At 70.6% G+C, this 23,136-nt stretch carries 17 protein-coding genes and 1 pseudogene; 7 read left to right on the forward strand and 11 right to left on the reverse strand.

What is annotated here, in order from left to right:
- Positions 1-20: 20 nt before the first annotated feature.
- From ACIBI5_RS32225 to ACIBI5_RS32240, 4 genes are read right to left on the reverse strand one after another with little or no spacing between them, the layout of a single operon-like run.
- Positions 21-920 (reverse strand): carbohydrate ABC transporter permease, encoded by a 900-nt coding sequence (locus ACIBI5_RS32225; RefSeq protein WP_397252499.1) that lies wholly within the window; start codon positions 918-920, stop codon positions 21-23.
- Positions 920-2,284: an ABC transporter permease subunit gene (locus ACIBI5_RS32230; protein WP_397252500.1), complete on the reverse strand. Its 1,365-nt coding sequence runs from the start codon at positions 2,282-2,284 to the stop codon at positions 920-922. Before ACIBI5_RS32230 ends, ACIBI5_RS32225 begins: the two co-directional genes overlap by 1 nt.
- 12 nt (positions 2,285-2,296) lie before the next feature.
- The gene (locus ACIBI5_RS32235; RefSeq protein WP_397252501.1) at positions 2,297-3,616 is read right to left on the reverse strand and encodes an ABC transporter substrate-binding protein; all 1,320 of its coding nucleotides are present in this window, start codon (positions 3,614-3,616) and stop codon (positions 2,297-2,299) included.
- 8 nt (positions 3,617-3,624) lie between these two features.
- Positions 3,625-4,863 carry an ABC transporter substrate-binding protein gene (locus ACIBI5_RS32240; protein WP_397252502.1) on the reverse strand — a complete coding sequence of 413 codons (1,239 nt, stop codon included), beginning with the start codon at positions 4,861-4,863 and terminating at the stop codon, positions 3,625-3,627.
- A gap of 126 nt (positions 4,864-4,989) precedes the next feature.
- Between ACIBI5_RS32240 and ACIBI5_RS32245 the strand changes: the two genes are divergently transcribed.
- From ACIBI5_RS32245 to ACIBI5_RS32255, 3 genes are read left to right on the forward strand one after another with little or no spacing between them, the layout of a single operon-like run.
- The gene (locus ACIBI5_RS32245) at positions 4,990-5,496 is read left to right on the forward strand and encodes a PadR family transcriptional regulator (RefSeq protein ID WP_184966027.1); all 507 of its coding nucleotides are present in this window, start codon (positions 4,990-4,992) and stop codon (positions 5,494-5,496) included.
- Positions 5,493-6,218 (forward strand): ABC transporter ATP-binding protein, encoded by a 726-nt coding sequence (locus ACIBI5_RS32250; RefSeq protein ID WP_397252503.1) that lies wholly within the window; start codon positions 5,493-5,495, stop codon positions 6,216-6,218. Before ACIBI5_RS32245 ends, ACIBI5_RS32250 begins: the two co-directional genes overlap by 4 nt.
- Positions 6,219-6,249: 31 nt before the next feature.
- Positions 6,250-8,514 (forward strand): ABC transporter permease, encoded by a 2,265-nt coding sequence (locus ACIBI5_RS32255; protein WP_397252504.1) that lies wholly within the window; start codon positions 6,250-6,252, stop codon positions 8,512-8,514.
- Positions 8,515-8,518: 4 nt separating this feature from the next.
- Here ACIBI5_RS32255 and treS read toward each other — a convergent pair whose 3' ends face one another.
- Positions 8,519-10,210 carry a maltose alpha-D-glucosyltransferase gene (treS, locus tag ACIBI5_RS32260; protein ID WP_397252505.1) on the reverse strand — a complete coding sequence of 564 codons (1,692 nt, stop codon included), beginning with the start codon at positions 10,208-10,210 and terminating at the stop codon, positions 8,519-8,521.
- A 260-nt stretch (positions 10,211-10,470) separates the two neighbouring features.
- Positions 10,471-12,114: an asparagine synthetase B family protein gene (locus ACIBI5_RS32265; RefSeq protein WP_397252506.1), complete on the reverse strand. Its 1,644-nt coding sequence runs from the start codon at positions 12,112-12,114 to the stop codon at positions 10,471-10,473.
- 98 nt (positions 12,115-12,212) lie between these two features.
- Here ACIBI5_RS32265 and ACIBI5_RS32270 point away from each other — a divergent pair, with 98 nt between their 5' ends.
- The 4 genes from ACIBI5_RS32270 (at position 12,213) to ACIBI5_RS32285 (ending at position 17,606) form a co-directional block, all read left to right on the forward strand.
- The gene (locus ACIBI5_RS32270) at positions 12,213-14,054 is read left to right on the forward strand and encodes a hypothetical protein (protein ID WP_397252507.1); all 1,842 of its coding nucleotides are present in this window, start codon (positions 12,213-12,215) and stop codon (positions 14,052-14,054) included.
- Positions 14,054-14,830 (forward strand): anticodon-binding protein, encoded by a 777-nt coding sequence (locus ACIBI5_RS32275; RefSeq protein ID WP_397252508.1) that lies wholly within the window; start codon positions 14,054-14,056, stop codon positions 14,828-14,830. Before ACIBI5_RS32270 ends, ACIBI5_RS32275 begins: the two co-directional genes overlap by 1 nt.
- Before the next feature lie 116 nt (positions 14,831-14,946).
- Positions 14,947-16,329 (forward strand): diaminopimelate decarboxylase, encoded by a 1,383-nt coding sequence (gene lysA / locus ACIBI5_RS32280; protein WP_397252509.1) that lies wholly within the window; start codon positions 14,947-14,949, stop codon positions 16,327-16,329.
- A complete protein-coding gene (locus tag ACIBI5_RS32285; RefSeq protein ID WP_397252510.1) occupies positions 16,326-17,606 on the forward strand; it encodes a homoserine dehydrogenase in 1,281 nt (426 codons plus the stop codon). The genes lysA and ACIBI5_RS32285 overlap by 4 nt, the downstream gene beginning before the upstream one ends.
- Before the next feature lie 16 nt (positions 17,607-17,622).
- Here the strand turns inward: ACIBI5_RS32285 and ACIBI5_RS32290 are convergent, their stop codons facing one another.
- From ACIBI5_RS32290 to ACIBI5_RS32310, 5 genes and pseudogenes are all read right to left on the reverse strand, one after another.
- On the reverse strand, positions 17,623-18,780 hold the full coding sequence (locus tag ACIBI5_RS32290; protein ID WP_379609071.1) for a cation:proton antiporter: 1,158 nt from the start codon (positions 18,778-18,780) through the stop codon (positions 17,623-17,625).
- Positions 18,781-18,788: 8 nt separating this feature from the next.
- A complete protein-coding gene (locus ACIBI5_RS32295) occupies positions 18,789-19,271 on the reverse strand; it encodes a cation:proton antiporter regulatory subunit (protein WP_397252511.1) in 483 nt (160 codons plus the stop codon).
- 61 nt (positions 19,272-19,332) lie between these two features.
- The gene (locus tag ACIBI5_RS32300; RefSeq protein ID WP_397252566.1) at positions 19,333-21,342 is read right to left on the reverse strand and encodes an ATP-binding cassette domain-containing protein; all 2,010 of its coding nucleotides are present in this window, start codon (positions 21,340-21,342) and stop codon (positions 19,333-19,335) included.
- A 519-nt stretch (positions 21,343-21,861) separates the two neighbouring features.
- Positions 21,862-22,047: pseudogene (locus ACIBI5_RS32305) on the reverse strand (FHA domain-containing protein); the annotation flags it as partial.
- 35 nt (positions 22,048-22,082) lie between these two features.
- Positions 22,083-23,054, reverse strand: a complete 972-nt coding sequence (locus ACIBI5_RS32310) for a hypothetical protein (protein ID WP_397252512.1) — start codon at positions 23,052-23,054, stop codon at positions 22,083-22,085.
- Positions 23,055-23,136: the final 82 nt, after the last annotated feature.

Raw genomic sequence — 23,136 nt, forward strand, 5'->3', positions numbered from 1 at the left:
CCGGATCCCAGGGGAGAGCCCTACTTGACCGAACCCGCCATCATGCCCTGCACGAAGTAGCGCTGGAAGGCGAAGAAGAGGATCAGTGGGATGATCAGCGACAGGAAGGCGCCTGACGACAGGATGTCGATGTTGTTGCCGAACTGTCGCATCTGGGACTGCAGGGCCTTGGTCATCGGCTGGGAGTCGGGGTTGGCGAAGACCAGGGCGATGAGCATGTCGTTCCAGACCCAGAGGAACTGGAAGATGCCCAGCGAGGCGATCGCCGGCTTGCCCAGGGGGAAGACGATGCTGACGAAGATCTTCCATTCCGGCGCCCCGTCCATCCGCGCCGCCTCAAGCAACGACGCCGGGATGCCGACGAAGAAGTTGCGCAGCAGGAAGATCGCGAACGGCAGGCCGAAGGCCACGTGGAACAGCACCACGCTGGGGATCGAGCCGAACATCCCGGTGCTGCCGTAGAACGAGGCGATCGGGATGAGCGCGACCTGGATGGGGACGATGAGCAGGCCGACGACGACGAGGAACAGCAGGTCGCGGCCGGGGAACTCCATCCACGCGAACGCGTAGGCGGCCATGGCCGCGATGCCGATGACCAGGACCGTGGTCGGCACCGTGATGGCGATGGTGTTCCAGAACGACGCGGTGAACCCGGTGGCCAGCAGGTTGGAGTAGTTGGCCAGGGTGAGTTCCGCGGGCTTGGTGAAGATCGTCCACCAGCCCTCGGCGTTGTTGACCGCGACCGAGCGCATCGACACGACCAGCAGGCCGAGCGTCGGGACCAGCCAGAACAGGCCGATCAGGATCATCACGACCTGGACGGCGCCGCCGCCCACCTTGTCCACGCCCCGGCCGAGCAGCCCGCGCTTGGGGGCGCCCGCCTGGGCACTCCGCTCAACGGTGGCGGTCGCCGTGGCCATCAGCGCTCCTCCCTTCTGAACCTGCGGACATTCATGATCATGAAGGGCAGGACCAGGATCAGAAGGAAGACCGCCAGCGCGCTGCCCAGGCCCTGGTTGTTGCCGCCGCCGAACGACACGCGCCACATCTCCAGCGCGATCACGTTCGACTGTGGCTGCACCGAGGCCGGCGCGATGATGAAGACCAGGTCGAACACCTTCAAGGTATTGATGATCATCGTCACGAAGACGACCAGCAGCACCGGGGACAGGAGCGGGATGGTGATCCTGCGGAACACCTGCCACTCCGTGGCTCCGTCGATGCGTGCGGCCTCCAGGGCGTCGCGCGGGATGGCCGCGAGTCCGGCCGAGATGAGGACCATCGCGAATCCGGCCCAGACCCAGACGAACGCGCCGATGATCGCGGGGGTGATGAGGGCTTCGCCGAGCCAGTTCAGGCCGCGGTAGGGGGCGGTGAAGTTGGTCTGCGGGAGCCGTACCTCATAGGAGCCGGCGGCCAGCCCGTCGAAACGGAAGGATCCGTTGTCGGCGGTGGTGGTCGTCGCGGCGACCTGGCCGTCCTTGACCGCCTCGACGGTCAGGCCGGGCAGGCCCTTCTCCTGGGGATCGACGGCGCCGCTCGTGCCCTGGCCGCCCGGGGTGAAGTCGAACCAGACCGTCCCGGACAGCGCGCCCGGCGGCGGGCTGGCGAGCGCGGGGGCGGCGTTGGTGGGCATCGTGTTGGCCTTGATGCCGACCAGCGGGATGAGCACCGGCTGGCCCGCCTGCGCGGGCTGCTTGGTGGCGACCCCGCCGTCCTTGGCCGCGACCGGAGAGGCGTCGCCCTCGCGGGGGCGGGCGTCCGGGTAGCCCCGGCTGGAGGAGAACGTGTCGTTCACGGTGGTGAGCACCGCGTTGGCCAGGCCCTTGTCGGGGTCCTGCTCGTAGACCAGGCGGAAGATGACGCCGGCGGCCATCAGCGAGACCGCCATCGGCATGAAGACGATCAGCTTGAACGCCGTGGACCACTTGATGCGCTCGGTCAGCACCGCGAAGAGCAGGCCGAGCACGGTGACCAGGATCGGCGCGACGATCACCCAGATCAGGTTGTTCCTGATGGTGACCAGCGTGCCGCGGTCGGTGAAGATCGTGGTGAAGTTCTCCACGCCCACGAACACGCTGCCCGAGGCGTCGAAGAGGCTGCGGAAGATCGAGTAGACGATCGGGTAGACCACCCAGATTCCCAGCAGGATCGCGGCCGGCAGCAAGAAGACGACGGCGATCGTGGGGGAAGGGCCGAGGCGGAATTTCTTGGGGGTGTCAGCCCGTGAGGAGGCGGCCCCGTCCTGCGACGGGGCCTGCGGGCCGTCCAACCGTTCGGTCACGGCCTAACCTCTCTACTTCCAGGCCTTCTTGGCTTCTTCTTCGAGCTTCGCCTGAGCGCCCTTGACGTCGGCGGGGTTGCGCAGGAAGTCCTGCAGGACCTTCCACTCGCCCTTGCCGTCGGTGGCGCCGAAGGCGCTGGGGGCGAGGTCGGACATGTCGTAGCGGACGGCGTCACCGGCCGAGACGATGGTCTGGCCGAGCTGCTTGGTCAGCTCGTCCGGGTAGTTGTCGGGGGAGACGTTCTTGTTGGGCGACAGGTAGCCGGGCAGCTTCGCCCAGATCTCGCCGCCTTCCTTGGAGGCCAGGAACTCCAGCAGCGCCATGGCGCCGGGGGTGTCCTTGAGCGCGACCGCGATGTCGCCGCCGAGCACGACCGGGCTGGTCTCGCCGACCTTGGGGAAGGGGAAGGTCTTGGCGCCCTCGCCGACCTTCTCGCCGGACTGGGCGACCGGAGTGGCCACGAAGTCCGCCTCGATGATCATGGCGGCCTTCTTCTGGTCGTAGACCTTGGTGACGCAGTCGGGGAACTGCGTCTGCAGGGCGCCGGAGTTGCCGTCGAGGACGAACTCCTTCTTGGTCATGATCTGCGCCATCTTCTCCAGCGCCGTGGTGACGGAGGGGTCGGTCCACGGGATCTCGTGCTTGGAGAGCTTGTCGTAGTTCTCCGGGCCGGCGCTGCTGAGGTAGACGTTCTCGAACAGGTCGGTCAGGGTCCAGCCGGAGGCGCCGCAGAAGGAGAAGGGAGCGGTGCCGGAGTCGGCGATGGTCTGCGCGGCCTTGAGCAGCTCGTCCCAGTTGGTGGGCGGCTGGACGCCGGCCTCCTCGAAGGTGGCCGTGCGGTACCACACCAGCGACTTGTGCGCGGCCTTCACCATCACGCCGTACACCTGGCCGCCCGCGGAGCCGAGCTCCTTCCAGTACGGGGTGTAGTTCGTGTCGATCTGGCTGATGACCTCGGGCGTGAGGGGCTTGAGCGCCTTGTCGTCGGAGTACTGCTGGACCAGGCCCGGCTGGGGCAGGATCGCGATGTCGGGCGGGCTGCCGCCCTTGATGCGCGGGCCGAGGTACGCGCCGGTGTCCTCACCGGTGGAGGCGTAGGTCACCTCGGCGCCGGTCTTGTCGGAGAAGGCCTTCAGCACCTGGCGGAAGGACTTCTCCTCGTCGCTGGTCCACTTGGCGGCGACTTCGATCTTCTGGCCCTGGAGGGGCTTCGCGCCGCCGGAGGTGGCGGCGCCGGTGCCGGCGGGCTGCGTGGGGGTGGTCGTCGGCGCGTTGCCACAGGCCGAGACCGCGACCGCGAGCCCTGCCAGGACGATGGCTGTCTTTCTCATGTCTTGCCTCACTGAGTCGACAATGACTCCGTCAGATCCGCCTTCAACGAGTCCACGACCGCGTCGCTCGGCTCGGGGAACGGCGGGCTGAGCGCCTTGGCGACCGAACTGGCGATCACCAGGCTCAGCTGGTTGTAGTTGGCGCTGACCGGCCGCGGCTTGGCGGCCAGGATGCTCTCTTTGAGCACCGGGAGATAAGGGAACTGCTCGATCAGCTCGGGGTCGTCGTAGAGCTCGGTCCACACCGGCGGGAAGGAGCCTTCCGACAGGACCCGGCGCTGGGTCTCCATGCTGGTGAAGTAGTGGATGAAGTCGCGGGCGGTCTTCGGATGCCTGGAGTAGGCGCTGACGGCCAGGTTCTGGCCGCCCAGGGCACTGGTGCCCGGCCCGTTCTGGCCCGGCAGCCTGGTGACCGCGAACCGGTCGCCGAGCTGGGCCTTGGCGGAGCCGTAGGCGTGCGGCCAGTTGCGGGCGAAGGCCAGGTCGCCGTTCTGGAAGGCGAGCCGCGACTCCTCTTCCTTGTACGACAGCGCGTCGTCCGGGATCCAGCCCTCGCGAAGTCCCTGGGCGAGGAAGCCGAGAGCGGCCTTGGCCTTGGCGCTGTCGAGCGTCACCTCCTGGCCGTCGGTGCTGAGGATCTGCCCGCCCACGGCCTCGGAGAAGTTCACGGTCAGCCCCTCGTACGCAAGGAACTGCCCGGCATAGCCACCAATATTGTGTTTTTTCGTTACATCAAGCGCCCGCCGCCGGAGGTCCGCCCAGGTCTTGGGCGGCTTTTTCACCAGGTCAGAGCGGTAAAACAACAAACCCGCATTGCTCGTGTACGGCACTGCCCAGAGCTTGCCGTTGTACACCGCTGTGTCCACGACCGGCGGCAGGAACTTGTCGAGCGGGAAGGCCCCGCGCTCCAAGGGGATGATCCAGCCGTTGTCCGCGAACTCCGCGGTCCACACGACGTCCAGGACGAGCACGTCATACCTGTCGCTGCGTGCCTGAAGGTTGGAGACCATTTGGGCACGCTGTTCGTCCGCCGCTTCTGGCAGCTCGATCAGCGTCACCTTCTCGGCCGGGTGGGCCTGGTTCCAGCGATCCAGCAGTGGCTGCAAGTACGTCGTGCCCTCGCGCCCGACGGCGAAGGTGATCGGGCCGATCCCGCCCGTCTCCGGCTCGCCGCCGCCGTCGTCGCCGGACGCGGCGCATCCTGCCGTCAGCAGAGCGGCAAGCAGCACCGGCATCAAACGACGCACGTTGTTACCTCCACGTTTCTAGGATTACATACGTGTTAGGTAGATGCATTCATGTTATGCACACCTGTAATCTGATGGTCAACGGTTATCTCCGTAACGCATGCGTAACGTACGGGAGGTGGGGCAGTGCGGCTGCACCTGTTGGCGCTCCTGGCCAAGGAGCCTGCCCATGGGTATGAGCTCAAACAGGCCCTGGAGCTGACCTTCGGCAGCGCCTACCCCTCTCCCAACATCGGCCAGATCTATGTGACACTCGGCCGGCTGGAGAAGGACGGGCTGGTCAGGGCGGTTGACGTCGAGCAGTCCAATCGGCCCAACAAGAAGGTCTACTATCTGACCGCGGAGGGCCGGGAGGCCCTGACGCAATGGGTGGACGAGCCGACCGAGGGCCCGCGCGTGCGCGACGAGTTCTTCATGAAGCTCGTGCTCGCGCCGCTCACCGGGATCTCCGACCAGATGGCGCTGATCAGCCGCCAGCGCCGGCACTATCTCGCGCTGATGCGCGACCTCAACGACCTCCTGGAGCGTACGGACCCGGCCAACCGGGTCGCTACGCTGCTGATCGAGGGAGCCATGCTGCACCTGCAGGCCGACCTCGACTGGCTGCAGCGCTGCCAGGAGGACCTGATATGACCCTTGTGAAAACCGTCAACCTGGTCAAGATCTACTCGAACGGCGGGGTGCCCGTGCCCGCCGTACGCGGTGTGGACCTGCAGGTGGACGAGGGCGAGTTCGTCGTCATCATGGGCCCGTCCGGGTCGGGGAAGTCGACGCTCGTGCACATGCTGGGCGGGCTCGACACCCGCACCAGCGGCGAGATCTGGCTCGGCGGCAAGCGCGTGGACACGCTGTCGGAGTCGGCGTGGGCGGTGCTGCGGCGCCGCCAGATCGGCTTCGTCTTCCAGTTCTTCAACCTGGTCGCCAGCATGACCGTCGCCGACAACGTCGAACTGCCCGCCCTGCTGGCAGGGGCCACGCCCGGCGAGGCCCGCGAGCGCAGGGAGGAGCTGCTCGGCGCGCTCAACCTCGCCGAGCGCGCCGACGCCGCGCCCGGCCAGCTGTCCGGCGGCGAGCAGCAGCGGGTCGCGCTGGCCAGGGCCCTGGCCAACCAGCCCACGGTGCTGCTGGCCGACGAGCCCACGGGCAACCTCGACAGCCGCAACACGCGCGACGTGCTGCGCCTGCTCGGGCAGGTGCACAAGGACGGCCAGACGATCGTCATGGTCACCCACGACGCCCGCGTCGCCAGCCTCGCCGACCGCGTGGTGTCCCTGCTCGACGGCGAGATCGTCGACGACGGCCGGATCGCCAGGCGCCGCACGGGCAACGCCGGAGAGGTCATCGAGCTCAGGTGAGCGTTCTGGCCGTCGCGCCGGAGGCGCGACCATGAGACACGCCGGCAACCGATGGGTCAGGGCGGACCTGCGGGCCAGGCGCGGGCAGGCCGTCCTGACCGTCCTGGCCGTCGCCGGGATCGTCGCCGCGCTGATCACCGCCGCCACGCTGCTGGAGGAGGGCACCAACCCCTGGCGCAGCCTGTTCTCCCAGACCGACGGCGCCCACGTGTGGATCCACACCCAGGAGGTCCCCCAGGCGGTCAGGCTGCGCGAGATCGACGGGGTCACGCAGGTGGCCGGGCCGTACCGCTCGGCGCCCGTGAGCGTCGTGCAGGACGGCAAGAAGGAGCCCGCGGCGCTGCGCGCGCTGCCCGCCGCGGCGCCCGAGGTGGCGCACCCGGTCGTGGCCGAGGGCCGCTGGCTCGACCAGGGCCAGCTCGACGGCGTCGTGGTCGAGCGCTCGTTCGCGCGTGAGCTGGGGCTGCGGCTCGGCGCGCCGGTCACCGTGACCGCGCTCAGCGGCGCCCGCCACACGCTCTACGTCCGCGGCATCGCCGACACCGCCGAGCAGGGCTTCTACCCCGAGTGGACGCCCGGCCTGGCCTGGGTGCTGCCCGACCTGCTCGACCGCATCGAGCCCGCGCTGGGCCGCAGCGAGTACGTGACCGGCCTGCGCCTGACCGACCCCGAGGCCACCCAGGTCGTCTCCCAGCGGGTCGTGGTCATGCTGGAGGACAAGCTCCAGCGGGTCTACACCTGGCGGCAGGTCAGGGCCGCCATGGAGCTCGACAACCGGCTCCTGGGCACGCTGCTGGCGTTGTTCGGCGTCGTGGGGCTGGTCGCCGCCGCGCTGGCGCTGGCCAACGCCGCCGGTGGCCGGGTGCTCGGCCAGCTGCGTGACCTGGCGACGCTGAAGTCCATGGGGTTCACCCGGGCGCAGGTGTCCGGCCTCCTCATGGTCGAACACGGGGCGCTCGGCCTGGTCGGCGTCGCGCTCGGCACCGTCGCCGGCGTGGCGGTGATCGCCGTCGTGCTCGGCCCCTCGGCGATCGCCCCGGCGCCTGTGCTGCTCATCGTCGCGGGCACCGCCCTGGTCGTGCTGGCCGCCGTCGGCCTGCCCGCCTGGCGCGGCGGGCGCACCCCGCCGATCCCCGCCGCCCCCTCCGCGCCGCCACGGGGCCACCTGTCACGTCTGGCGCGCCTGGCCCTTCTGGTACGGCTCCCGCCCGCCCTCGTCCTGGGCACCCGCGACGCGTTCACCCGCCGCGTGCCCGCGTTCATGACCGTGTTCGGCCTGGCCGTACCCATGATGATGATCACCATCGGCCTGGGTGTGTGGTCCACCCTCGACAACTTCCAGCGCAACCCCGCCCAGGTCGGCCAGCACGCCGCCCTCCACGTCCGTCCCGGCAAGCTGGAGTCGGCCTCGGCGGAGCGCCTGGCCAAGGCCGACCGCGGCGTGGCCACCGTCTACCAGGGCGCCGACGTCAACGCCCTGGCCCCGGGCCAGGCCAGGTCGGTGCGGGTGCGGGCGATCGGCAACTCGGCGCAGCCGTACCCCTTCCCGGTGGTGGAGGGCCGCATGTACGCCCAGCCCGGCGAGGCCGTCGCCGGGCAGGGGCTGCTCGACCTGCTGCGGGCCAAGATCGGCGACCGGGTGCGGCTGACGGTCGGCGACTCGCCGCTCATCGTGCGCATCGTCGGCAGGACCGTGGAGCCCGACCTGGACGGCGAGGTGCTCTCGGTCGGCCTGGACAGCCTCGCGGCCAAGGACACGGTGCCGCCGGAGTTCTACGCGCTGGTGCTGAAGGACGGCGCGGACGCGGGGGAGGTGCGCACGCGGCTGCTCGCCGTCTCCGGCGAGGGGCTCGACGTGCAGCGCGTGGTGAACCCGGCCGAGCGGCTGACGGTCATCCGGGTGCTGATCGTGGCGCTCATCTTCGTGCTGTCGCTGATCGGCCTGGCGAACCTGCTGACCGCCAGCGCGCTCGGACTGCGCGACCACGCGCTCGACCTGGCGGTGCTGAAGGCGATGGGCCTGACCCCGCGTCAGCTCATGGCCACGCTGGTGACCGGGACCGGGCTGCTGGTGATCCTGGGCGTGCTCGCGGGCACCGCCGTGGGCGCGTCGGTGGTGACGGGCCTGATCGACCTGCAGGGTCACACCAGCGGCGTGGGCGCCGGCATCGGCCGCCCGCCCTCGGCCACCACACTCGTGCTCGCGGTGCTGGTGGCGGTGGGCGCGGCGCTGGCGGTGGCACTGATCCCCGCCAGACGGGCGGCACGGGCCCAAGTACCCGTCACCGCCCGCTGAGCGATCACATGTGTTTCAGGGCGAACCAGTAGAAGCCGTGGCCCGGCAGTGTCAGCAGGTACGGCAGGTCGCCGATCTGCGGGAACGGCACGCCGCCGCGCGCCTCCACCGGGGTCATGCCCTTGAAGCGGCGCAGGTCGAGCTCGACCGGCTGCGGGAACTTCGACAGGTTGTTCACGCACAGCATGAGGTCGTCGCCCTCTTCCCGGACGAACGTCAGCACGCTGGAGTTCGACGACCACATCTCGGTGTACGCGCCGGTGCCGAAGACCGGGTGGTTGCGCCGGATCTGCAGCATGCGGCGCGTGAAGTGCAGCAGTGAGCCCTCGTGCTTCTGCTGCGCCTCGACGTTGACCGCCTGGTAGCCGTAGATCGGGTCCATCACCGCGGGCAGGTAGAGCCGCCCGGGGTCGGCGTTGGAGAAGCCGGCGTTACGGTCGGGGCTCCACTGCATCGGGGTGCGGACCGAGTCGCGGTCCTCCAGCCAGATGTTGTCGCCCATGCCGATCTCGTCGCCGTAGTACATGACGGGCGAGCCGGGCAGCGACAGCAGCAGGGCGTGGAAGAGCTCGATCATGTCGCGGTCGTTGTCGAGCAGCGGCGCCAGGCGCCGCCGGATGCCGAGGTAGGCGCGCATGCGCGGGTCCTTGGCGTACTCGTTGTGCATGTAGTCGCGCTCTTCCTCGGTCACCGTCTCGAGCGTGAGCTCGTCGTGGTTGCGGAGGAAGATGCCCCACTGGGCGCTGTCGGGCAGCTTGGGGGTCCGCGACATGATCTCGGAGATCGGCTCGCGGGCCTCCTTCTTGACCGCCATGTAGATGCGCGGCATCAGCGGGAAGTGGAAGGCCATGTGGCATTCGTCACCCCCGGTGGTGGGGTCGCCGAAGTACTCCACCACGTCCTCCGGCCAGCCGTTGGCCTCGGCCAGCAGGACGCGGTCGGGGTAGAGGCGGTCCACCTCGGCGCGCACCTTCTTGAGGTAGGCGTGCGTCTCCGGCAGGCCGGAGCACCCCGTGCCCTCGCGCTCGAACAGGTACGGCACCGCGTCCAGGCGGAAGCCGTCGATGCCCAGGTCCAGCCAGAAGCGCAGGACCTCCAGCATCGCCTCCTGGACGGCCGGGTTGTCGTAGTTCAGGTCCGGCTGGTGGTGGAAGAAGCGGTGCCAGTAGTACTGCTTGCGCACCGGGTCGTAGGTCCAGTTGGACTCCTCGGCGCCGATGAAGATGATCGGCGCGTCGGGGTACCCGGTGGGTTCGTCGGACCAGACGTAGAAGTCGCCGAAGGGCCCCTCGGGATCGTGCCGGGAGGCCTGGAACCACGGATGCCGGTCACTGGTGTGGTTCATCACCAGGTCGGTGATGATGCGTAGCCCACGGGCGTGCGCCGACTCGATGAGCTGGACGAAGTCCCCGAGGTCCCCGAAGTCCGGAAGGATCTTCATGTAGTCGGAGATGTCATATCCGCCATCGCGCAGCGGCGACTCGTACAAGGGCAGCAGCCAAAGGCAGTCGACACCGAGCCACTGCACGTAGTCGAGCTTCTCGACCAGACCGCGCAGGTCTCCGGTGCCGTCGCCGTTGGAGTCCTTGAAACCTCGGACGAGGACTTCATAGAAAACAGCCCGCTTGTACCAGTGCGGGTCCTCCGAGACGAACGTCTCGGGCACCTGCTCAGGTGTTGGGGATGCGTTGATCATGTGTCGCTCACAGAAGGAGATGTGGGCAGGACGAAGTCACCGGATACCCCGGCGTTTTGTGGTGACCGCGCCGCCTGGAGTCGTCATCCCTGCGAACCCCATGCCCTTAGCGAGCCCGGATTTGTGACCCGGTGCCCGCTTGTTCGCGGCGCTTACGGGCCGAACACTACCAGCCCGTCGGCCTTCCGGAACCCGCTTGTGCTGTGCCGCATGTAATACCCACGAGATCGCGGTGTAATCGCGACGTTACTTAGCGTTCGCTAGAACGGCGCTTCCAGTTCACCCAGGTCATGCCCGTAATCGCGCAGCCAGGCGCCGAACAGCACCAGACCGCGCACCCAGAACCGGTCGTTCCAGCCGTTGAACCGCGTCAGCGCGTCGGGCCCGCCGCCGATCACCTCGTGCAGGTCCTCCGACAGCAGGCCGGGCACCCGCTCGGCCACCGTGGCCAGCATCCGGTGCGAGTACGCGCGGGCCGGCGCCCCGGTCGAGCGCAGCGGCACCCGCTGAAGCGGCTGCTTGACGACGTTCGTGGACGGCAGCGCGGCCACGCGCGGGCTGGCCGCGTGGAGCAGCTCGCGGTAGAAGCGCCCCTTGTCCTTGCGGGCCACGCCCACCGACAGCGCCGCGTCGAAGAACTCCGGATGGATGAACGGCGCCGCGAACGAGGCCTCAGGCCCCACCAGGTTCACCGCCGAACGGGCGATGCCCCGCACCGTACGCGTGTGCAGCACCGACAGCGGCAGCTCCGCCCGATGCCCGTGGAGCATCGAGGTGGACTCGGCGAACTGCTCGCCCACGGTCTGCGCCATCCAGGCCGCCGCCGGCTCCGACAGGAACGGCCGCGACGGCGCGCCCAACGACAGCGAGCTCAGCACCGCCGCCGAGCGCTCGGCCTGCGAGGTGGCCTCCAGCGCCGCCCCGCTGACCATGAAGTTCTTCAGCAGCGGCCCGCCGGCCAGGCCGTCCACCAGGATGCGGCCGGCGCCGTGCACCTCCTTGGCGAACGGCGCGTACCAGGCGTGGTGCGGCGTCAGATACTCGAGCCTGCGCGCCACCTCCAGCGCGTCGGCCGGATAGGCGCCGGGATCCTGGGTGACCACGCGGTGCGGGATGCCCAGCTCGCGGGTGATCGCGCGGGCGAAGGAGATGTCGGTGTCGGTGCCATCGTCCGGGCTGGTCGTCCAGGACTCCACGTCGAAGCCGCGCGCCACGGCCACACTGGCCAGCAGCCGCGAGTCGTAGCCGCCGCTGACCGGGACCAGCAGCCGCCGGCCCTCGTAGTCCTTGTAGACCTCGTGCAGGATCTCCAGGATCTCGTCCGCGCCGGCCCAGGCCTCGTACGGCTCGCGCCGCAGCCAGCGCGGCAGCCGCCGCTCGGTGGCCAGCCGCTCGCCCGTGAACACCAGCGCGCTGGAGCCGGGCAGCCGCCTGATCTGCCGGTACGGCGTCGCCTCCCCGAGCGGGAAGGTCACCTGCAGGATCGAGGCCCACGCGTCCCAGTCGATCTCGACCGGGACCAGCGAGAGCAGGGGGGCGATCAGGGAGGAGAAGTAGACGGCGTCGCCGAGCCGTACGTAATAGACGTCGACCAGCCCGAGCGCGCCCGCGTGCAGCGTGACCCGCTCGCCCGCGCCGATGAGACCGGGCGTCTCGTAGGTCTCGGCGACCGACATCCACGTGTCCCCGGCCGGCGGCTTGCGCTCGCCCCAGGAGAAGGCGAACTCGCCCTCGGAGCGGTGGTAGGGCGGCAGGGGGGCGGTGCTGAACAGCGCCGCGTGGGCGGTCTGGAGCGCGGGGCGGCAGCGCGGGCCGGCGGCGGCCAGCTTCGCCGCGACGGCGGGGTCGATCCGGCCGAGGGCTCCGCAGACGTAGGGCCGCACATTGAACTGCACCGGATCCATCCCTTCCTGCCGCTTACCGGTTGAAGGGTATCCTTTGGCCTCGTGAGCGAGCGCAGCGAGCGAGCCAACTTTGTCGTTGGCCTGCCGGAGGAAGGCCGATGACGGAGCTGGAAAGCACGCGAAAAGCGCTGAGGGATGCGGTCGCCCAGGCCGAGCACGCGGCCGAGCTGGCGCGGCTGCTGGACACGGCCCAGGCGAAGCTCGCCGCCGCCGAGCAGAGCGCGCAGGAGGCCAAGGCGCTGGCCGCGCAGGTGTCGGAGCTGGAGGACCGGCTCGACGACGAGCGTTCCGACGCGGAGAGGCTGCGCAAGGAGCTGGCGGAGCAGCGCTATCAGGCCGAGGTGGCGCAGTGGAAGCTGTCCTCCATCAAGGTCGCCCGCTGGAACCGGCTGGGTGACGCGCTGAAGTCCGGCAAGTCCAACCCGGTGCGGCTCGCCAAGGGCATCAAGGGCGCCGCCAAGGCCGCCCCGCGCCCGGTCGCGCCCAAACGCAAGCCGGTCGCCGCCGCCGACCAGAAGGCCGAGCGGCCCGGCGCCGCCTTCCAGGCCACCGCCGCGACCAGGACGATAGAGGGCGCCTCGTTCCGGCTGAAGCCGTTCAGGATCCCGACCGGCCCCAACACGCGCCCCCACCTGACGGCCGCCGTCATCGCCGGCCCGCACGCCGAGGCGCTGCTGCGCTACGAGTGGCGGCAGACGACCGGCTTCACCCCGCGCGACTTCGCCCGGGTGCTGCCGCTGGAGGTGCCCCACCTGCTCGTGGTCGAGTCGGTCACCGAGGGCCCCTGGGCCGAGGAGATCGCCGGCGAGCCGGGCGAGGGCCTGCGGGCGCTGCTGGCCTGGTGCGCCGAGCGGGGCATCCGCACGGTCTTCTGGCACACCCAGGGCGACCCCGCCGGCTTCGCCGCGGCCGCCGCCCTGTTCGAGCACCGCTTCAGCGTCGACACGGCGAGCGGCTGGCCGCGGCTGCAGTTCGGCGTGCAGCCGAGGGTGCACAACCCGCTGCCGCTGTCGGGCGGCCGGGTCGACCGGGTGCTCACGCTGGAGCAGTTGCTGCCGCCGCACCTGTCGTATCCGGACGTGCTGACGTCCTACCGCTGGCCGGCCGCCGTGGACGTGCCGCCCGGAACGCCGACATGGCGGCTGTCGGAGATCGCCGCCTGCGGCACCTCGATCGGCCCGGAGCCCGACTCCCGCCGCGCGCACGCCGCGCTGCGCCGCGCCTACGCGGGCGGCACGATGACCGAGCGGGTCGACGAGCTGCTGGAGCGCATCGGCCTGCCCAGCGCCCGCGCGACGCTGAACGTCTCGGTGATCCTGCCGGTCACCGACGCGGCGCTGCTGGAGCACGCGCTCGCCCAGGTCGCCAGGCAGAGCGGGGTCACGCAGCTGATCCTGTTCGGCCCGCCCGGCGCGGAGGAGCGCGCCCGCGACGTGATCAAGGATGCCGAGGTCGTCTTCCGCGACCTCGACCCGGCGGTGTCCACGGGCGGCATGCTCAACCACGGGCTCGACCTGTGTGAGGCCGACCTGGTCGCGGTCATGGACCCGCGCGACGTCTACGGCATGCACTACCTGTCCGACCTCAGCCGCGCCTTCCTGTTCGGCACCGCCGACATCGTGGGCAAGGCCGCCTTCTACGCCCACCTGCGCAACGCCCAGGCCACGCTGCTGAAGCAGCCGGACGCCGAGTACACCTACACGCCGGAGATCGCCGGGGCGACCCTGCTGGGCCGTCGCAACGCGCTGCGCGAGCTGGGCTTCCCCGACCTGACCGAAGGGTGGGACGAGGTGCTCATGCGGCAGTGCCGTACGGACGGGGTGAAGGTCTTCTCCGCCGACCGCTTCGGCTACGTGCGCGTGCGCGACGAGGACCGCTGGCTGCTGGGGGCCGCCCAGCTCATCGAGTACGGCTCCGCCGAGCCCCACGCGCTCATCTGATGACACCCGGGCAGCTCGCGGAGCTTCTCGGCGAGCCGCCCGCGCCCGAGGGCGACTGGACGCGGGAGGCGGTCTACCTGTCGGCCGCCGCGCTGCGCCGCCGGGTGGACCCGGGTGAGCTGGCCGCGTCCGTGCCCGGGGCGGTGGCGCTGCCGAACGGGCTGCTGCGCATCGTCCTGCCCGAGCCCGCCGACGTGCTGGCCGAGGTCTTCGCGGTGGCGGACCAGGGGTGGCCGGAGACGCCGCTGACGTGGGATAACCCCGGATTTGTCGTGAAATATGCGCGCGCCAGAGCAGTGGCCGTGGCGCGCGAGGCCGCCGCCCTCGGAGTGCCCGGCGCCCCTGGAATGCCTGGCGCCCCTGGTGTGCCCGGCGCTCCTGCAGTGCCCGGTGCCCCTGCAGCGCCCGGCCTCCTTGGAGCGTCCGGTGCCCCTGCAGTGTCCGGCGTCCCTGGAGCACCCGGTGCTCCTGGTGCGTCTGGCGGGCTTGGTGCGTCTGGTGGGTTTGGTGCGTCTGGTGGGTTTGAGCCCGCGCGGTTGTCGGGGGCGCGGGATCGTGCGGTGCTGCGCGTGCTGGCCGAGCTGCCCGGCCGCCGGGTCAGCGCGGAGCCGGGGTGGGCGGCCTTTCTGGTACGGCTCGCGCTGGCCTACCACGACGCGTATGAGCACGCGGCACCGCTGCCCGTCGGGGACGAACCGGCCTCCCCGGTGCACACCGCTCGGGTGCGGCTGGCGCTGGCCGTACAGGAAGTCCTTCCTGGACCCGACAGAATCTGAAATTTCACTCCATAAGGCGTGAAAACGCGTAAAAACTCTACAATTTCCTGCACATCGTGTCTCGACAGGTGGGCACGGTGTCCGGCGCGATCCCGCGTTCCGATAGCCTCTTTTGGGTGAGTCGATTCGCCCATCCCGCAGGGGACCGGCACGCCGAGATGCTGCCCCACGAGCGCCCGCCGCTGGCGCCCGCCGACCTCAACCGGATCAATCCCGCGATCTGGCCGCGAACGTCGAGCAGGACCGAGGGCGCGCTCACGGTCGGCGGCATCGACGTGCGTGACCTCGCCGCCGAGCACGGCACTCCGCTCTACGTCGTCGACGAGGCCGACGTGCGCTCGCGCATGCGCGACTACGCCACCGCCTTCGCCGGTTCCGACGTGCACTACGCCGGGAAGGCGTTCCTGTGCAGGGAGATCGTCCGGTGGTTGCGGGACGAGGGGCTCGGCCTCGACGTGGCCAGCGGCGGTGAGCTGGCCGTCGCGCTCAGCGTCGGCTTCCCGCCCGAGCGCATCACGCTCCACGGCAACAACAAGTCCGTCGCCGAGCTGACCCGGGCCCTGGAGGTCGGCGTCGGGCACATCGTGGTCGACTCCTACGAGGAGATCGCCAGGGTCGGCTACCTCGCCGACGAGCTCGGCAAGCGGCCCAAGGTCATGATCCGGGTGACCACCGGCGTCGAGGCGCACACCCACGAGTTCATCGCGACCGCCCACGACGACCAGAAGTTCGGCCTGTCGCTCAACACCGGCGCCGCCGCCGAGGCGGTCCGCCGCATTCTGGCGCTGCCCCAGCTCGAACTCGTGGGCCTGCACTCCCACATCGGCTCGCAGATCGTCGACACCGCCGGCTTCGAGGTGGCCGCCCGCCGCCTGGCCGACCTGCTCGTGCGGATCAAGGATGAGCACGGCGTCGTGCTGCCCGAGCTCGACCTCGGCGGCGGCTACGGCATCGCCTACGTCGAAGGCGACGAGGCCCCCGACATCAAGGAACTGGCCGACGGCCTGCGCGAGATCGTCGCCAAGGTCTGCACCGGCGCAGGGCTGCCCGTGCCCAACCTCACCGTCGAGCCGGGCCGCACCATCGTCGGCCCCGGCGGCATCACGCTCTACGAGGTCGGCACCGTCAAGGACGTCGAGGGCATCCGCACCTACGTCAGCGTCGACGGCGGCATGAGCGACAACGTGCGCACCGCGCTCTACGGCGCCGAGTACACCGCGGTGCTGGCCAACCGCGAGAGCACCGCGGCGCCCATGCTCAGCCGCCTGGTCGGCAAGCACTGCGAGAGCGGCGACATCGTCATCAGGGACTTCTACCTCCCGGCCGACCTCGCGCCGGGCGACCTCATCGCGGTGGCCGCCACCGGCGCCTACTGCCGTTCGCTGGCCAGCAACTACAACTATCTGCCCAGGCCCGCCGTGGTCGCCGTCGCCGACGGCGCCTCCCGGGTGATCGTGCGGGGCGAGACCGAGGACGATCTGCTGAGGGGGCAACTGTGAAGGTCGCGCTGCTGGGATGCGGCGTCGTCGGCTCGCAGGTCATCAGGCTCATGCGTGAGCAGGCCGACGACCTGGCCGCCCGGATCGGGGCGCCGCTGGAGCTGGCCGGCGTCGCCGTACGCAGGCTGGGGCGTAAACGCGAGGTGGACGTCGACCCCGCGCTGCTCACCACCGACGCCGAGGCCCTCGTCACCCGTGCGGACGTCGACATCGTCGTCGAGGTCATCGGCGGCATCGAGCCCGCCCGCTCGTTGATCGTCGCCGCCCTGTCCAAGGGCAAGTCGGTCGTGACCGCGAACAAGGCGCTGCTGGCCGAGGACGGTTCCACGCTCCACGAGGCGGCCCGCGCCGGCGGCGGGGACCTCTACTTCGAGGCCAGCGTGGCCGGGGCCATCCCGCTGCTGCGCCCGCTGCGCGAGTCGCTGGCCGGCGACCACGTCAACCGCGTGCTCGGCATCGTCAACGGCACCACCAACTACATCCTCGACAAGATGGACTCCACGGGCGCGTCGTTCAACGACGCGCTGGAGGAGGCGCAGGCGCTCGGCTACGCGGAGGCCGACCCCACCGCCGACGTCGAGGGCTTCGACGCCGCCGCCAAGGCCGCGATCCTCGCCGGTCTCGCCTTCCACAGCCGGGTGACCGCCGAGCAGGTGCACCGCGAGGGCATCACCGAGATCACCGCCACCGACGTCGCCTCGGCCAAGGCCATGGGGTACGTCATTAAGCTCCTGGCCATCTGCGCACGTTCCGACGACGGCCGGAGCGTCGGCGTACGGGTCCACCCGGCGATGATCCCGCGCACCCACCCGCTGGCGGGCGTGCGCGAGGCGTACAACGCGGTGTTCGTCGAGGCGGAGTCGGCCGGTCAGCTCATGTTCTACGGCGCCGGCGCCGGCGGCGCGCCCACCGCCTCCGCGGTCCTGGGCGACCTGGTGGCCGTGGCCAGAAACCGGCTGGCTGGGGCGCGCGGCCCGGAGGAGTCCACGTACGCCTCGCTGACCGTGCATCCCATGGGCGAGACCGTGACCCGGTGCCACGTGGCGCTCGACGTCGCCGACAAGCCGGGCGTGCTGGCCAGGGTGGCGGAGGAGTTCGCCCGCCACGACGTCTCCATCCAGACGGTGCGGCAGGAGGGCCACGGCGACGACGCCCAGCTGGTGATCGTCAGCCACCGCGCCACCGACGCCGCGCTCACCGCCACGATGGAGGGGCTGCGCAAGCTCGACATCGTCCGCGCGGTGGCCAGCGTGATGCGGGTGGAGGGCGACGAGTAGCCGCCCCCACCCGGGATCAGGTACGGCGGGCGATCGCGGTGATCAGCGGCTGCACCGCCTTGGCCGCCAGCGGGCCGAAGGCCGCCAGGATGAGCACGTACGCGGCGGCCAGCGGCCCGAGGTCCGGATGGACCCCGGCGGCCACCGCGAGCCCCGCGATGACGATGTTGAACTCGCCCCTCGGGATCAGCGCGATGCCCGCCCGCGCCTGACCGGCCTTGGCGATGCCCGCGCGGCGGGCGGCGTAGGCGCCGGTCAGGAGCTTGGTGACCATGCTGACCAGGGCGAGCGCCGCGGCCAGCCCGGCCACGGGGAGGATCGCCGCCGGGTCGGTCTGCAGGCCGAAGAAGACGAAGAACACGGCGGCGAACAGGTCGCGCAGCGGCTCCAGCAACGCCCGCGCGCCTTCGGCCAGCTCCCCCGACAGCGCGATGCCCACCAGGAACGCGCCGACGGCCGCCGACACCTGGAGCTGCTGGGCGATCCCGGCGACCAGGAGTGCCAGACCGACGACCTTCAGAAGGAGGACCTCGGAGTTGGGGCTGGCCACGAAGCGTTCGATGAGCTTGCCGTACCGGAGGGCGAAGACGAGCACCACGCTCACGGTCGCCAGCGCGATCGCCACCGTCACCGCCCCGCTCAGCAGGCTCGCGCCGGCCAGCAGCGCGGTGAGGATGGGCAGGTAGAGCGCCATCGTCAGATCCTCGAAGACCAGGAGCGACAGGACGACGGGCGTCTCCCGGTTGCCGATCCAGCCCAGGTCGGACAGGACCTTCGCGGTGATGCCGGAGGAGGTGGCGTAGGTGACGCCCGCCATCGCGACGGCCGCGACGGGGCCCCAGCCGAGCAGCAGAGCGGCGATCGCTCCCGGCGCGGCGTTGAGCACCAGGTCCACGAGGCCGCCGCGCAGGTTGCCGCGCAGGCTGGTGACCAGCTCGTCGGCGTTGTACTCCAGGCCCAGCGTGAGCAGCAGCATGATGACGCCGAGTTCGGCGCCGACCTGGATGAACTCCTCGCTGGTGGCCAGCGGCAGGATGCCGCCGGTGCCGAAGGCCAGGCCCGCGATCAGGTAGAGGGGAATGGGGGAGATGCCGCCGCGCAGGGCCAGCGCGCCGAGCACGCCGAGACCGAGGATGACGGCACCGAGTTCGAGAAGAAGGATCCCTGCGTGCACCCGCGGGCCTACCCCGCGGCCAGGATGTCGGCGGCGGCCGAGGTGCCCTCGGGAGTGCCCACGACCACGACCACGTCACCGGCGGCGAACACGAAGTCCGGGCCGGGACTGGCCACCACCCGGCCGTCGCGCGCGACGGCCACGATGGAGGATCCCGTGCGGGTGCGCATCTGGGTGTCGCCCATGGGACGGCCCGCGTACGGCCCGCCGTCGCTGATCGGCAACTGCACGCTGACCAGGCCCTCGACCTGCCGGTGGAGCTCGTTGAGCCGCTGCACGATGCGCGGGGCGCCGAGCAGTTCGCACAGGGCGTCGGCCTCTTCGTCGTTGAGCTTGACCGCCTCGCACGCCTGGTCCGGATCGTTCTTGTCGTAGATCACCAGGTCCCGGCGCCCGCTGCGGTGCGAGACGATGCCGATCCGCCTTCCGGACTGGGTGGTGAACTCGTGCCGCAGTCCGATCCCCGGCAGGGCCGTCTGCTCGACGTCCATTGCGTGCCCTTTCATTGCTTTTGTTGAACTTCATACTATTGGCCGGGGATGACCTTGTGGTTCAGCGGGACTTGGCCTCGTAGCGGCGCAGGGCGAGGCGGGTGGCCAGGGCCAGGACCGCCGACATGAGGATCAGGACGGCCATCGAGCGGAGCCAGCCCGCCGGGTCGTGGTCCCAGAGGGCGTCCTTGGGCTTGGCGATGTCGATCTTCTGCAGGTTGGTGGTGGCCGCCGCGGCCGCGTAGCCCCAGCGCGTGGGGATGAGCCAGGTGAGCTGCTCCAGGCCGGTACGGCCGACGACCTCGATCAGCTTGCCGATGAAGACGAACTGGGCCATCACGAGCACCACCATGATCAGCATGGCCTGCTCGTTGGTGCTGACCAGGGCGCTGACCAGCAGGGCCAGCAGGCTGCAGGTGAAGGCCACCGCGGATACCACGACGATGATCTCCACGCTGCCGGAGCCGAAGATCAGCGGATCGGCGGGAGGCTTGCGGCCGATCATGGCCAGCGTGACGAACAAGGTCGCCTGCACCACGTTGATCGCGCCCAGCACGGCGGCCTTCGACAGCAGGTACGCCACCGGTGACAGGCCGACCGAGCGTTCGCGGCGGTAGATGGGGCCTTCCTTGACGATCTCCCGGATCGCGCCGATCAGGCCCATCAGCGCGGCCCCGAACACCAGGATGATCAGGAGGGTTCCGGCCTCCTCGCTGCGCCCGATCTTGCCGCCGGGTGGCGCCAGGCCCGCGGAACCCTCCACGACCCGGGTCATCAGCGCCAGGATGATCGGCAGGCCGATCATCGACAGCGCGGCCAGCTTGTCGGAGCGGATCACCGAGAACATCCGCCGTGACAGGATCGCGAACTGCCGTCCAGTGCTCTGCTTGGGCGGCGCCGGGGGAGGGGTGACGGTGTGGCCGTCGAGGCCCTGGCCGGAGGCGGCGCCGCAGTAGCGGGTGTGGTAGGCGGAGTGGCGGAAGCGGTCGGCCCACAGGTCGGCCTCGTCGCTGACCTTCTTGAAGACCTCCGAGTACTCCGTCGCCCCGAAAAATCCCAGCAATTCACCCGGTGGGCCGAAATATCCGACCTTGCCGCCTCGGCAGAGCACGAGCACGCGGTCGCAGACGTTCAGGTGCAGCACGCTGTGCGTGACCACCACCACGGTCCTGCCGTCGTCGGCCAGCTCCCGCAACGTGTTCATGACCTCTTTGTCCAGGCTCGGATCCAGCCCGGAGGTCGGCTCGTCCAGGAACAGCAGCGACGGCTTCGTCAGCAGCTCCAGCGCCACGCTGGTGCGCTTGCGCTGGCCGCCGGACAGCCGGTCGATGCGCAGCTTGCGGCGCTCGGCCAGGTCGAGCTGGTCGATCACCTCGTCGATACGGGCCCGGCGCTCGGCCCGCGTCACGTCCTGGGGGAAGCGCAGCGCCGCCGCGTACCCCAGCGCCCGCTCGACCGTGAGCTCCTTGTGCAGGATGTCGTCCTGCGGGACCAGGCCGATGCGGTGGCGCAGGTCGTCGTAGTGGGCGTACAGGTCGCGGCCCTCGTACAGCATCCGGCCGTGCGTGGCGGGCCTGGCGCCGGTGAGCGCGCCGAGCAGCGTCGACTTGCCCGCGCCCGACGGGCCCACCACCGCGAGCAGACTGCAGGCGTCCAGCTGCAGACTCACCCGGTCCAGCAGTACGGCGGAGCCCGCCGTGACCGTCAGCTCCTCGGCCCGCAGGGACACGGCGCCGGTGTCGGCGTGAACCGCCACGTGGTCGCGGTGCACGACCAGCTGGTAGTGGCCCACCGAGACCAGATCGCCCGGCTGGACGTAGGCGTCGGTGACGCGGTGGCCGTTGACGTGGGTGCCGTTGCGGCTGCGCAGGTCCCTGACGTACGGGCCGTTGGGGGAGCGGTGGATCTCGGCGTGGTGGCGGGAGATCAGGAGGTCGTCGGGCAGCGCCAGGTCGTTGTCGGCGGCCCGGCCTATCCGCAGGACGTCGGTCAGGGGGAGGATCCGCTCGGGGATCTCGCTCGGACGCGCCTGTACGGCCGGCCGCCCGAGCTGCGTCACCCCTTCCGACACCCCACCGCAACCCTGCCCACCCCCGGAATGCCCCGCACCGGAATACCCTCCGCTCGGGTGGCCTCCGCTCGGGTGCCCTCCGCTCGGGTGCCCTCCGCTCGGGTGCCCTCCGCTCGGGTGGCCTCCGCTCGGGTGGCCTCCGCTCGGGTGCCCTCCGCTCGGGTGGCCTCCGCTCGGGTGGCCTCCGCTCGGGTGGCCTCCGCTCGGGTGGCCTCCGCTCGGGTGGCCTCCGCTCGGGTGGCCTCCGCTCGGGTGCCCTCCGCTCGGGTGGCCTGGGCTTGAATGACCCGCGCCAGGGTGTCCGGGGGTTGAACGGCTTTGGTGTCCGGGGGCTGGAGGGGCTGGGTGTCCGGTGGGCCGGTGTCCGGTGTGGCGCGGGTCCGGGGGGCGGTGCGACTGCGGGGCCGTCGGGTGGGCCGGTTCGGGTTCGAGGTCGAGGCGGGGGCCGTGTTCCGCGCCGCCGAGCCGTACCGTGCAGGGGACGGCCACGTGGACCGTCGAGATGCGGTTCTGCCCGATGAACGTGCCGTTGCGGCTGCCGAGGTCGCGCAGGATCCAGCGGCCGGACTCGTGGACGACCTCGGCGTGGTGGCGGGAGACGCGGGCGTCGGCGATGGCGATGTCGCCCTCGCGTCCCACGAGCAGCCGCTGACCCGGCACCAGCCGGATGAAGCCCGCCGGACCCCGCACGAGTAACGCCGTCATCTCTCCGCACCCCGCAAACCCCGGCCGTCCCGTAATTATGGCCGCATATCAGGCTGGGGACGGGCCAGGGTGAACGGCGTTGCAGGGACGTGACCTCGCGTGTAGTGGTAGGCCACGGTGGCCACACCCAGCGACAGTCCCCACGGCAGGAAGAACAGGCCCACACCCCCGAGCGACCAGTCCATGTCGCCGGCCAGCAGGCCGCGCCACGAGGCCACCCCGGTCACGGTGAGGGCCACGGACACCAGCGACGCGGGCACGACCGCCATCGCCTCGGGCACCGCCCGCCCGCCGAGCACCGGCACCCAGCGCGGGAAGACCCGCCCCCACCGCTGCGCCAGCCCGAGCGTGAGCAGCGCCCCGCCCAGGCAGAGCAGCGGAAGCGAGTACTCCCCCAGCTCGCTCACGCCCTTGGCCGCGGCGTCGGCCGCGAGGTCGTCGACGAAGCTCTGGTCGACCCACATCGGGATGCCCGCCGCCCAGGCCGCCCGCTGCGTGCCGTACGGCAGCGGCGACAGCACCGCGACGGCCGTCGCCCAGAGCCCGATCCGCCGCCACGGCCACGACGCGGCGCCGCCCCGCGCGGAGCCCAGCGCGACGCCGATCCACAGCGCCCCGCCCGCGACGCACACGAGCTGGTTGAGCACGGGCCAGTCGACCAGGCCGAAGTAACCGCGCAGGGAGTAGGCCATGTTCTGCAGCAGCCGGACGTCGGGGAACACGAACAGGAGGCTCGCCCCTGCCACCCAGCCGTACGCCGCGACCACCGGCGCGGGAATCCTGGGCCACCAGAGGGCCGCCGCCGCGAGCAGGACGCCGGCCGTACAGGCGAGGGCGACGACCGGTGCCATCGCGTCCGCCGTCACACCCGCGAAGAGGCTCATCCCGACGTCGGCGTTGGGGCCGCCGAAGGGGAAGCCGCCGCCGCCCGACCACCAGAAGTAGCCGAGCGCTCCGTAGATCGCGCTCCAGATCAGCGCGCCGTAGAGAACCAGTCGTCGTTTCATGGTTCCCCAGCCTGGGCCGGGATCGGCGCCAGGACATCTGCCGATCGGCAGATTCGCCTGCGCGCACTCCTGGCTAAGGTGG

The sequence above is a fragment of the Nonomuraea sp. NPDC050540 genome (genome assembly GCF_044457485.1).
In the GTDB taxonomy this organism is placed as follows: Bacteria; Actinomycetota; Actinomycetes; order Streptosporangiales; family Streptosporangiaceae; genus Nonomuraea.

Bases quoted from the DNA above. Each gene is read 5' to 3' on its own strand.
- ACIBI5_RS32225 (WP_397252499.1), bottom strand. From the start codon at position 920: ATGGCCACGGCGACCGCCACCGTTGAGCGGAGTGCCCAGGCGGGCGCC.
- ACIBI5_RS32235 (WP_397252501.1), bottom strand. From the start codon at position 3,616: ATGAGAAAGACAGCCATCGTCCTGGCAGGGCTCGCGGTCGCGGTCTCG.
- ACIBI5_RS32250 (WP_397252503.1), top strand. From the start codon at position 5,493: ATGACCCTTGTGAAAACCGTCAACCTGGTCAAGATCTACTCGAACGGC.
- ACIBI5_RS32255 (WP_397252504.1), top strand. From the start codon at position 6,250: ATGAGACACGCCGGCAACCGATGGGTCAGGGCGGACCTGCGGGCCAGG.
- treS (WP_397252505.1), bottom strand. From the start codon at position 10,210: ATGATCAACGCATCCCCAACACCTGAGCAGGTGCCCGAGACGTTCGTC.
- ACIBI5_RS32265 (WP_397252506.1), bottom strand. From the start codon at position 12,114: ATGGATCCGGTGCAGTTCAATGTGCGGCCCTACGTCTGCGGAGCCCTC.
- ACIBI5_RS32270 (WP_397252507.1), top strand. From the start codon at position 12,213: ATGACGGAGCTGGAAAGCACGCGAAAAGCGCTGAGGGATGCGGTCGCC.
- ACIBI5_RS32275 (WP_397252508.1), top strand. From the start codon at position 14,054: ATGACACCCGGGCAGCTCGCGGAGCTTCTCGGCGAGCCGCCCGCGCCC.
- ACIBI5_RS32295 (WP_397252511.1), bottom strand. From the start codon at position 19,271: ATGGACGTCGAGCAGACGGCCCTGCCGGGGATCGGACTGCGGCACGAG.
- ACIBI5_RS32310 (WP_397252512.1), bottom strand. From the start codon at position 23,054: ATGAAACGACGACTGGTTCTCTACGGCGCGCTGATCTGGAGCGCGATC.